At 59.9% G+C, this 10743-nt stretch carries 10 protein-coding genes; 6 read left to right on the forward strand and 4 right to left on the reverse strand.

From position 1 onward, the window contains the following. Positions 1 to 271: 271 nt before the first annotated feature. On the reverse strand, positions 272 to 487 hold the full coding sequence (locus WMO66_RS01450) for a DUF6199 family natural product biosynthesis protein (protein ID WP_349134634.1): 216 nt from the start codon (positions 485 to 487) through the stop codon (positions 272 to 274). A gap of 18 nt (positions 488 to 505) precedes the next feature. Further along, positions 506 to 1498 carry a hypothetical protein gene (locus tag WMO66_RS01455; protein WP_349134635.1) on the reverse strand — a complete coding sequence of 331 codons (993 nt, stop codon included), beginning with the start codon at positions 1496 to 1498 and terminating at the stop codon, positions 506 to 508. 323 nt (positions 1499 to 1821) lie between these two features. On the opposite strand from WMO66_RS01455, the gene dapA reads away from it, so the two are divergent. The 4 genes from dapA to aspS are packed head-to-tail and all read left to right on the forward strand — an operon-like array spanning position 1822 to position 6606. Beyond that, entirely contained in the window at positions 1822 to 2721 is a 900-nt protein-coding gene (gene dapA / locus WMO66_RS01460) for a 4-hydroxy-tetrahydrodipicolinate synthase (RefSeq protein WP_349134636.1), read from the forward strand. Further along, complete coding sequence (gene dapB, locus WMO66_RS01465; protein ID WP_349134637.1) at positions 2718 to 3431, forward strand: 4-hydroxy-tetrahydrodipicolinate reductase; 714 nt, start codon at positions 2718 to 2720, stop codon at positions 3429 to 3431. The genes dapA and dapB overlap by 4 nt, the downstream gene beginning before the upstream one ends. 27 nt (positions 3432 to 3458) lie before the next feature. Continuing rightward, positions 3459 to 4817, forward strand: coding sequence for a histidine--tRNA ligase (hisS, locus tag WMO66_RS01470; protein ID WP_349134638.1), 1359 nt, complete (start codon positions 3459 to 3461; stop codon positions 4815 to 4817). A 19-nt stretch (positions 4818 to 4836) separates the two neighbouring features. Beyond that, on the forward strand, positions 4837 to 6606 hold the full coding sequence (aspS, locus tag WMO66_RS01475) for an aspartate--tRNA ligase (RefSeq protein WP_349134639.1): 1770 nt from the start codon (positions 4837 to 4839) through the stop codon (positions 6604 to 6606). Between the two features lie 44 nt (positions 6607 to 6650). Here the strand turns inward: aspS and WMO66_RS01480 are convergent, their stop codons facing one another. Next, positions 6651 to 7112, reverse strand: a complete 462-nt coding sequence (locus WMO66_RS01480) for a C-GCAxxG-C-C family protein (RefSeq protein ID WP_349134640.1) — start codon at positions 7110 to 7112, stop codon at positions 6651 to 6653. Next, complete coding sequence (locus tag WMO66_RS01485) at positions 7109 to 7894, reverse strand: hypothetical protein (protein ID WP_349134641.1); 786 nt, start codon at positions 7892 to 7894, stop codon at positions 7109 to 7111. Before WMO66_RS01485 ends, WMO66_RS01480 begins: the two co-directional genes overlap by 4 nt. A gap of 186 nt (positions 7895 to 8080) precedes the next feature. Here WMO66_RS01485 and WMO66_RS01490 point away from each other — a divergent pair, with 186 nt between their 5' ends. Then, entirely contained in the window at positions 8081 to 8932 is an 852-nt protein-coding gene (locus WMO66_RS01490) for a DegV family protein (RefSeq protein WP_349134642.1), read from the forward strand. Between the two features lie 130 nt (positions 8933 to 9062). After that, positions 9063 to 10538, forward strand: coding sequence for a stage IV sporulation protein A (gene spoIVA / locus WMO66_RS01495; protein ID WP_349134643.1), 1476 nt, complete (start codon positions 9063 to 9065; stop codon positions 10536 to 10538). Positions 10539 to 10743: the final 205 nt, after the last annotated feature.

Here is a 10743-nt window from a genome sequence, read left to right on the forward strand (position 1 = left end):
CTGCCGCTGCGGCGGGTGATCAAACGCGAAAGGACACCCTGACGGTTTCCTTTCACACTTTTCTTCCCTCCGAAACTTATGGCTTGGCAGTTTTTTGACAGTCTGAAAGAATACCAATTGAACATCATTGCGGATACCCCCTTGTGAACGCGTGACAGTACAGGAGCAGCACCGCGTGATAACAGCTTCGTCGTTCGCAGGGTAGTGCTTTGCGAATGACTCTCCTGTATCAGGTGGTGCTGCCCCGAGAATTTCCCCTGACTGCCGGAGATCAGCCGGACAGTCGCTCAATGAGAAGGGCAATAAATCCCCCAATGCCGATCAGCATCATGATCGCGCCCCCAATGCGTGTGCCGATCAGAAAAGACCGGGTCGGCTCGCCGTTTGCTTCATTCCGCCGAGAATTCATGATCTCAAAAATATCCTCTGGGAAGAACAGCATGAAAAAACCGATCAGCGGGAAAAAGAATACTCCGATAAATTCCATACAGATTTGCCGGACTGATTACACGATTTGACCGGGGCCAGACATCGGAGTAGGAACATAGACCGTTTTTGTATATGTGCCATCACAGCAGCGAATGTCAAAAGAATAAATATAGCCATAGCAACCGCCTTCGTTGAGATACGATGCGATGGCAGGAAGAATGGCGTTATAGTTTTCTGCGACTACCGTGGCAGTTTTACTATCAGAGTATGTTTTCGGCGTAGAATTGACAACAGCTGCGCCGTGAATATTTGCAGCGATTGAGAATTTATTTGCGTAAAAACTAAGCTCATAGTAGTCGTCACTTTTAGATGACTCTTTGACGTATGAAAATGCAACAGTTGAAACACAACGATAGGTAATATAGCAACTGTTAAAAGAGTTGTTTGTAGATTCGGGCGGACTTATCAATTCATAGGGGAGCCATTGCATTACGATTCCAGTAGTCCCAAGCGCCTTCTGCGCGTAAATTAAGGCTAATGTTTTTAATACTTTACCAAGAATCGGTTTATCTGAAAAGAACTTGTAATTGTCTTCTCCGGTTACGAGTGTGCCGCCAGGATTGTTACCAACAGCAACTAATCGCTGCACATCATATTTTTTTCCACCGTAGGAGTTGGAAATATAGTTATATACGTACCATTTTGTCGTATTTGTGTCGGCTGGTTTGGAGGCCTGCGGAGCTACGGGAGAATGAACAGATTCACGGTTCAATATCTCGGCTAGCTCATCGCCTTCGACTTGCCGAACACCTAACTCGGCAAGCTGCTCGTCGATATCGGCGAGGTCTTCTTGAACGGCGGCCTGACTGGAAACGGAAGATTCGTCAGCGATTGCTTCGTTGAGAAGAGACAAAGCAAGGTTTTCTGTCATTTCGTCGAAAAGTGCCGATATCTGCTCCTCACGATTTGCAACATCGGCATTTTCGAGAGCACTTACCTGGCCAACTGAGGCCAGCACAATGGACATGCACAATACAACACTGCAAACAATAGAAATTACTTTACGCATGGTTTAACCTCCTTCACACTTCATAAATTCTGAGACGGACGGTCGGACTGCGTTTTCTGTATTTTCATTTGCCCCCTTTCCTTTAGGATGTTTCGAGCATATCACAATAGTAGATTAATTGCAAGATAAAACGAAAAAATCGTGAATATTCTCCCGTTTCCACAAATCCCGCAGCGCGAAAACGTTTCCAAAGCGGCCCCGCTTGTGGATTTTTCCCGCGCGGGATGCATCCTGCGTGAAAACAGCTTGCATTTTTGTCCGGAAAATGCTATTCTTTATGAGTACAAGGCTGTAAATTTTGACGCAGACAGGAGGAACGCAGAATGAAAAAGCTAACCGGTTCCATCGTCGCGCTGGTCACTCCGTTCCATGAGGACGGCAGCGTTGATTTTGCCCGCCTTCGGGAGCTGTGTGACTGGCACATCGCCAACGGTACGGACGCGATCCTTGCGCTCGGCACCACGGGCGAGACGGCGTCCACCTCGCTGGAGGAGGATATCAAAACACTGGAATGCGTGATCGACCACGTCAACGGCCGCGTCCCCGTCATCGCGGGCGCAGGCTCGAACTCCAGTGAGATGCAGAAGCACAAGAGCGTCATCTATTCCCAGATGGGCGCGTCGGCGCTGCTGTGCATCAGCCCCTATTATGTCAAGACGAATGAAGAGGGCATGTACCGCCACTTCATGATGTCGGCGGATGCGGCTACCGCGCCGATCATCCTCTATAACGTCCCCGGCCGCACCGGCTGCAAAATTTCGCCGGACGTTGTGCGGCGGCTCTCCGTCCACCCGAACGTCATGGCCATCAAGGAGGCCAGCGGCGATATCGGCTATGCCATGAAGGTCGCGCGTTACCTGAGCGACGACTTCACGATGTACAGCGGCAACGACGACATCACCATCCCGCTGATGTCCCTCGGCGCGTCCGGCGTCATCTCCGTGTGGGCGAATGTCATGCCGCGCACCGTGCACGACATGGTCACGGACTATCTGGCCGGCCGCCATGAAAAGGCTCTGCAGACGCAGCTGCGCTATCTTGACCTCATCAACGCCCTGTTCATGGAGGTCAACCCCATCCCCGTGAAGACGGCCATGAACCTGATGGGCCTGCAGGCCGGGCATTTCCGTATGCCGATGTATCCCATGGCCCCGGAGAATCTGGGCCGTCTGAAGCGCATTATGCGCGAGGCCGGGCTCCCTGTGCAGGAGGCTGCGGAATGAAGGTCTTTCTGAGCGGATACGGCAAAATGGGCCGCATGCTCGAGGAGCTGGCGCTGGAGCGCGGCTGGGAGGTCGTCGGCCATGCCGACATTACCTGCCCCGAGGCCTATGAAACGGCCCCCGGCGCGGACGTCTGCCTCGATTTTTCCGGCGTCGGCGCGCTGCAGCCCCTGCTCGGCTACCTGCACCGCACGAAGACCGCCCTTGTCAGCGGCACGACCGGCCTGACGGAGCCGGACCTCGATGCCCTGCAGGAGCTGGGCCGCGAGCTGCCTGTCATCTGGACGGCGAACTACAGCACGGGCATCGCCGTGTTCCGCCGGATGCTGCATGACTATGCGGGCGTTCTTGCTGGCTGGGACAAGGAGATCGTGGAAATCCACCACAACCAGAAGGCCGACGCGCCGAGCGGCACGGCAAAGCTCCTGCTGCAGGAGCTGGACCCAGAGGGCGCGGCGACGGTCCTTCACGGCCGCGAGGGCCTCTGCGGCAAGCGCAAGCCGGAGGAGATCGGCGTGTTCTCGCTGCGCGGCGGAACGGTCGCGGGCGAGCATACCGTCTATTTCTTCGGCGAGGATGAGACGCTGCAGATCACGCACAGAGCTGCGAGCCGCAGAATTTTTGCGGCGGGCGCTTTGCGCGCTGCGCAGGCCATCTGCGGGCGGGGCCCGGGCTTCTATACGCTCGACGAGCTGCTGTTTGAAATCTGACCGATATCAATATAAGGAAGAACGACTATGGAAAAACTGAAACCCCGCACTCTCTCCGGCTTTATGGAGCTGCTGCCTGCGCCGCAGCAGAAGTTCGAGCGTATGCTGGAGATCCTGCGGAAGAATTTCGCCCTTTACGGCTTTGCGCCCATCGACACGCCCATCATCGAGTCGGCCGAAATCCTGCTGGCCAAGGGCGGCGGTGAGACGGAAAAGCAGATTTACCGCTTCCAGAAGGGCGACTCCGATCTGGCCCTGCGCTTCGATCACACCGTTCCGCTGGCAAAATACGTCGCCCTGCATGAGAATGAGCTCTGCTTCCCGTTCCGGCGCTATGCCATTGGCAAGGTCTACCGCGGCGAGCGCGCCCAGCGCGGCCGCTTCCGCGAATTCTATCAGGCCGATATCGACATCATCGGCGACGGCAAGCTCTCCGTCGTCAACGAGGCGGAAATTCCGTCCATTATTTATAAGGTATTTTCGGAGTTCGGCCTGAAGCGCTTCTGCATCAGCGTGAACAACCGCAAAATTCTCAACGGCTTCTATGCCATGCTCGGCCTGACGGAAAAGTCCGGCGATATCATGCGCACGGTGGACAAGCTTGACAAGATCGGCCCGGACAAGGTCCGCGTCATCCTCGTCGAGGACATCGGCCTTTCGGAGCAGGATGCCGACGAAATTCTCCGCTTCATCGCCATCCGCGGCACGAATGCCGAGGTGCTCGGGCGCCTCGAAGCCTACCGCGGCCGCGACGAGGCCTTTGACACCGGCCTCGACGAGCTGACGACCGTGACGAAGTATCTGGCGGCCTTCGGCGTGCCGGAGGAGAACTTCGCCGTCGACCTGACCATCGCACGCGGACTGGACTACTACACCGGCACCGTCTATGAGACGCGCATGCTCGACCATCCTGAGATCGGCGCGATCTGCGCAGGCGGCCGCTATGACAATCTGGCGGAGTATTACTCCGACCGCAGCCTGCCCGGCGTCGGCGTGGCCATCGGCCTGACGCGCCTGTTCTATGTGCTCGACGAGCAGGGAATGCTGAATCCTGACCTGCTCACGGCTCCGGCCGATGTGCTGCTGCTGCCCATGACGGACGACTTTACCGCCGCCGTCGAGCTGGCGACGCGCTTCCGCAATGCGGGCCTGCGCACGCAGATCTATTCCGAGCAGAAGAAGTTCAAGGCGAAAATGACGTATGCCGACAAGCTGGGCATCCCGTATGTCGTCTTCCTCGGCGAGGACGAGATCGCGCAGGGCGTCTGCTCCGTCAAGGACCTGCGCACCGGTCAGCAGGTCAGCCTGAAGCCTGACGAGGCGGTCGAGCTGATCCGCAAGGGAATTTCCGAGCTGAACAAGGGCTCCGTGATTTTAGAGAAATAATTTTTGGGGGAATTGATCCATGACGCAATCGAGAACGCACAACTGCGGCGAGCTTCGTCTCGCCGACGCCGGCAAGACCGTCACACTGGCGGGCTGGCTGGAAAATATGCGCGAGGTCGGCAGCAATCTGGCCTTTGTCGTCCTGCGCGACTTCTATGGCACGACGCAGGTCGTCATTGAGTCGGAGGAGATGATGCAGGCCTTCAAGCCCATCAACCGCGAATCCACGATCTCCGTGACCGGCGTGGTACGCGAGCGCACCAGCAAGAATCCGAAGCAGCCCACGGGTGAGATCGAGGTCGTGCCGGAGAGCGTCTCCGTGCTTGGCCGCTGCCGCTACAATGCGCTGCCCTTCGAGATCAACCGCTCGAAGGAGGCTGACGAAAATCAGCGCCTGAAGTACCGCTATCTGGACCTGCGCAACCCGGAGGTCAAGAAGAACATCATCCTGCGCTCGAATGTCGTGGCGGACCTGCGCCGCAGCATGACGGAGCGCGGCTTCCTCGAGATCACCACGCCGATCCTGACGAGCTCCTCGCCCGAAGGCGCGCGCGACTATCTTGTCCCGGCCCGCAACCATCCCGGCAAGTTCTATGCCCTGCCGCAGGCTCCGCAGCAGTTCAAGCAGCTGCTCATGACCTCCGGCTTCGACCGCTATTTCCAGATCGCGCCGTGCTTCCGCGATGAGGACGCCCGTGCCGACCGCAGCCCCGGCGAGTTCTATCAGCTGGATATGGAGATGGCCTTCGCTACGCAGGACGACGTCTTTGCCGTCCTTGAGGATGTGCTGCCCCCGGTGTTCACGAAGTACGGCAAGTACAAGGCGGCCTCCGCGGCGCCGTTCCGCCGCATTTCGTTCCGCGAGTCCATGGACCGCTATGGCTCCGACAAGCCCGATCTGCGCATCGACCTTGAGCTGACCGACGCCGCCTGCCTGCAGGACTGCGGCTTTGAGCCGTTTGCCGGGCAGACCGTCAAGGCCGTCGTCGTACCGGACTTCCACAAGACCCGCAAATTCATCGACAAGCTCTGCGCCGAGGCCGAGATGCTCTCCGGCGGCAAGGCCTACTGGTTCCGTCTGGACGAAAACGGCGAGCTGGTCGGCGGCATCTCCAAGTTTGTCGCCGAAAAGAAGGACGAGGTCATCGAAAAGCTCGGCCTGACGAAGAACAGCTTCGTCGCGCTGGCCGCCGGCAAGTACGGCGCGGCCGTCAAGACCGCAGGCGTACTGCGCAAGCTGCTCGGCGCGCAGGTCGAGGGCCATATGGATGCCGAGCGCTATGAGTTCTGCTGGATCGTCGACTTCCCGATGTATGAGATCGGCGAGGAGTCCGGCGAGCTGGAGTTCTGTCATAATCCGTTCTCCATGCCGCAGGGCGGTCTGGAGGCGCTTGAGCGCGCGCATCGCGGCGAGATCGACCCGCTGACGATCAACGCCTATCAGTACGATCTGGTCTGCAACGGCGTGGAGCTGTCCTCCGGCGCCGTCCGGAACCACGACCCCGAGATCATGATCCGTGCCTTTGAGCTCGTGGGCCTCGGCGAAGCCGATGTCAAGGCCAAGTTCCCGGCCATGTACAATGCGTTCTGCTACGGTGCGCCCCCCCATGCCGGTATCGCTCCGGGCGTGGACCGCATGGTCATGCTGCTGGCCGGTGAGGACTCCATCCGCGAGGTCATCCCGTTCCCGATGAACAAGAATGCGCAGGACCTGATGATGGACGCCCCGTCCGCCGTCGATCCGAAGCAGCTTGCCGATGTGCACATCGCCATCGTCGAAGACAAATAAGCAAAACAATGACCCTGCTGCGAGCTTGCAGCAGGGTCATTGCTTTACGGCTGTTTCTCTGGTGGGTTTTCCTGCACATAGGCATCGAACAGGGCTGCGGCGCTTTCACATAGCCCGGCGCAGGGACGTTTGGCGTAATACTGCGCCGTCCGGGCCTCCGGCGCGCCGCCGGGCGTCGTCTCTACCCCGGCCAGAAGGTCCCGGCAGAGATAGGAGCCATGGGCGGACTGAAAGCGGTGGGCCAGCTCCTGCACGCGGGCGTAATGCGCCTGCTTGCGCTCGTGCGTCGGGATGTCCGTATCTGCATACAGCAGCCCGGCCAGCAGGACTATGGCGCTGACCGCGCCGCAGACCTCGCGGAGCCGCCCGATGCCGCCGCCGAGGGAGGCTCCGAGTTTCATGGCCGTCTCGCGCGGCAGCAGCTCCGGATAGGCGCACAGGACGGCCTGCGCGCAGTTGCAGCCCGTTTCAAAATTCGCGCGGGCGAGCGCGGCATGGCCCGTCATCGCGGAGCCTCCGGGAGCCTGATGCCGTTGAAGCGGATGAGATAGCGGATGGGGTAGTAGTGGTCGAGATAATTTTCGGCGTACCACTCGAACGTCGCCTGCGGCAGATGTACAAGCTCCGGCGCTTCGCAGCGGAACAGCTCAAACGTCTTGCGGTCGCCGCTGAGCAGGGCGGCCATCAGCTCCTTCTGGTCCTCGCTTGCCAGACGGTCGAGGCAGGCGTCCATCACGGCCGAGCAGATCAGCTCCTCCCGCGTGGCGCGGCTCTCCAGCCCGGCCAGCCATTCCAGCAGGGCCTCCGGCGGGAAGGCCTTGCGCGTGGTGACGAGCGCGAGCTTCTGGAATTCCTTGTCCGCGTTGCGCTGCAGCACGTCGATGAGATAGCGCAGCAGGTCCTCGTCCAGACTGCAGCAGTCCAGCAGCACGGAGTAAACGCTGCGGGGATCGTCCGGCTCCTCGATGACGGGGGGGTCGGGTTCCTTCGGCCCCTCGAGGTCCTCAAGAGCCTCGGGCGGTGTCTGCGTCGGCGCGGGGTCGCGGGCCAGCGCGGCAAGCAGATTCTCCGGCTTCAGGGCCTCCAGCTCGTCCTCGTCCAGCTCGGTTCCGTCCTGCGCGGCACAGCGGCGGAGGAACTCTGGCAGCCCCATGCCCTGGATCTGCTGCTGCAGCTCAATGGCGCGGGGCAGCGGCTCCTGCTGCGACAGAGAGATGCCCTCCGGCGGCTTGCGCGTCCCCTCGGAGAGCTCCTGCAGGAGCGTCATATAGTATTCCGGCACTTTCATGGCGCGGCCTCCCTTTGAGAGATCAAGAACGATCCCGAATTTCTTTGACTTTAGTATACTATATCGCGCGCAGGAATGCAACCGCGCCGGAGGATGCTTTTTTGCCCGACGAGTTCTTGACAGAGTTTTTTTTACAGGATATAATAAACAGTAATACCGCAAAATTCTGCAGAATGGGAGAAACCTATGAAAATCAAGATCACGTCCGACAGTACCTGCGATCTCTCGCCGGAGCTTCTGCGCGAGAATGACATCGAGCTTTTCCCCCTGTTTATCAACAAGGGCGACGAGAGCTTCCGCGACGGCGTCGATATCCAGCCCGCCGATATTTTTGCTCATGTTGCAGCGGGCGGCGCGCTGTGCAGCACGGCAGCCGTGCCGGTCGGCGTGTTCCACGACCGCTTTGCCGAGCTGGCAAAGGAATATGACGCCGTGTTCCATGTGAACATCGGCTCCGGCTTCTCCGCATCGCATCAGAACGCTGTTCTCGCTGCAGAGGACCTGCCGAATGTCTACGTTATCGATTCCCGCAACCTCTCCACCGGTCAGGGCCATGTTGTGCTCGAGGCCTGCCGCCTTGCAAAGACCGCCACGGACCCTGAGGAGATGTACCGGCAGCTCAATGCGTTTGCCCCAACGGTCGACGCCAGCTTCCTGCTCGACCGGCTGGATTACATGGTCAAGGGCGGCCGCTGCTCGTCGGTCGTGGCTCTCGGTGCGAACCTGCTGCGCTTGAAGCCGTGCATCGAGGTCGTGGACAACAAGATGATCGTCGGCAAAAAGTACCGCGGCAGCTATGTCAAGTGCATGGAGCACTATGTCCGCGACCGCCTGGAGAACCACGACGACCTGCTGTACGATACGATCTTCATCACGCACACGCCCGTCCCGCAGGAGATCCTCGACACCGTGCACCGCACCGTGCGCGAGTGCGGTGATTTCGAGCATATTTATGAGACAAACGCGGGCTGCACGATCTCGTGCCACTGCGGCGAGGGCACGCTCGGCGTGCTGTACCTGCACAAGCTCAAGAACTGATATTCGTACCATATTTTATGAATTTTGGCAAAAGCCTGTCGAAGAAGCCCAAGGGACTTCTTGACAGGCTTTTGCATACCTGTCCGCCCTGCCGCATAGCCTGTATCACGAGACTGTGGGGGAGGCTGTGATAATGAGCAATCTTTACGCCGACATTGCCAGAAGAACGGGCGGAGACATCTACATCGGCGTGGTGGGACCGGTGCGCACGGGAAAATCCACGCTGATCAAGCGCATCATGGAGGAACTGGTGATCCCCAATATCGAGGATCTCTATCAGCGCGAGCGGGCGCGCGACGAGCTGCCGCAGAGCGGCTCCGGCCGGACGATCATGACGGCGGAGCCGAAATTCGTGCCGGAGGAAGCCGTGGAGATCACGCCGGACGGAACGGCGCGCCTGTCCGTGCGGCTCATCGATTCCGTGGGCTATCTTGTGGACGGGGCCATCGGCGCGACGGAAAACGGCCAGCCGCGCATGGTCACGACGCCGTGGGCCGACACGGAGCTCCCTATGGAGGAGGCGGCCGAGCTCGGCACGCGCAAGGTCATGGAGGAGCACAGCACGGTGGGCCTCGTCGTCACGACGGACGGGTCCATCACGGACATCCCGCGTGCAGACTACCGGGAGGCCGAGGCGCGGGCCATCCGGGATATGCAGGCAACGGGGAAGCCGTTCCTTGTGATTGTGAATTCTGCCGCGCCGAACGGCGGGCAGGCACAGGCACTGCGCCGCGAGCTGGAGGAGACCTATGGCGTGCACGCTGTGACGGCGGACTGCCAGTCCCTGCACGAGGCAGAGCTGGGCGAGCTGCTGCGCGCGCTGCTCTATACGTTCCCGATGCGGGAGGTACGCGTGTTCCTCCCGGCGTGGGTACGGGCGCTCGAGCTGGAGCACCCGCTCAAGGCAGCACTCTATTCCGCCCTGCGGGAGAACGCGGCGGGCATCGCCTGCCTCGCGGATGCCGAGCCGGCGCTGCGCCGCGCCTGTGAGCTGGAGCAGGTCTGCGGCTGCCGCATTGCAGACGTCGACCTCGGCAGCGGGACCGTCACCTGTGAGCTGGAGTTCCGCGAGGGGCTGTTTTACCAGATCCTCAGCGAGCGCACCGGCTTCTCCGTGGGGAACGACGGCCAACTCCTGCGCCTGCTGACGGAGCTTGCGGCCATGAAGCGGGAGTATGACAAAATTTCTGCTGCGCTGGACGAGGTGCGCGCCACGGGCTACGGCATCGTCATGCCTGCGGCGGAGGAGATGCATCTCGAAGCGCCGGAGATCGTCCGCAAGGGCGGGGCCTACGGCGTGAAGCTGCGCGCGAGCGCGCCGTCCATCCATATGCTGCGCGCTGACATCCAGACGGAGATCAGCCCCATGGTCGGCAACGAGCAGCAGTCCGAGGACCTTGTGCAGTATCTGCTCGGCGGATATGAGTCCGATCCGGAGAAGCTCTGGGAAAGCAATATTTTCGGCCGCTCCGTCTTTGAGCTGGTGAACGAGGGCCTGAACACGAAGCTCAAGCGTATGCCGGAGGACGCGCGCTATAAGCTGAAGGACGCCCTGACGAAGATCATCAACGAGGGTGCGAACGGCCTCATCTGCCTGATGTTCTGAGGGCAGGCTGCCAAATACGAACAGGCTGCCGCTCAAACGTCAAGTGGCAGCTGCTAATTTCCGTATACCGGGAAGCGGACAGCCGGGCCCGGCGCAGTTTGACGGTAAAACGGTAATAGCCCCCGAATTGTCATTGCGAGGCCCCAACGGGGCCGTGGCGCCCTGAGCGCGAAGCGCGAGGAAGTGCCCTTGGGGTGCAATCTCG

The organism is Faecousia intestinalis (genome assembly GCF_040096185.1).
Classification (GTDB): domain Bacteria; phylum Bacillota; class Clostridia; order Oscillospirales; family Oscillospiraceae; genus JAZOXB01.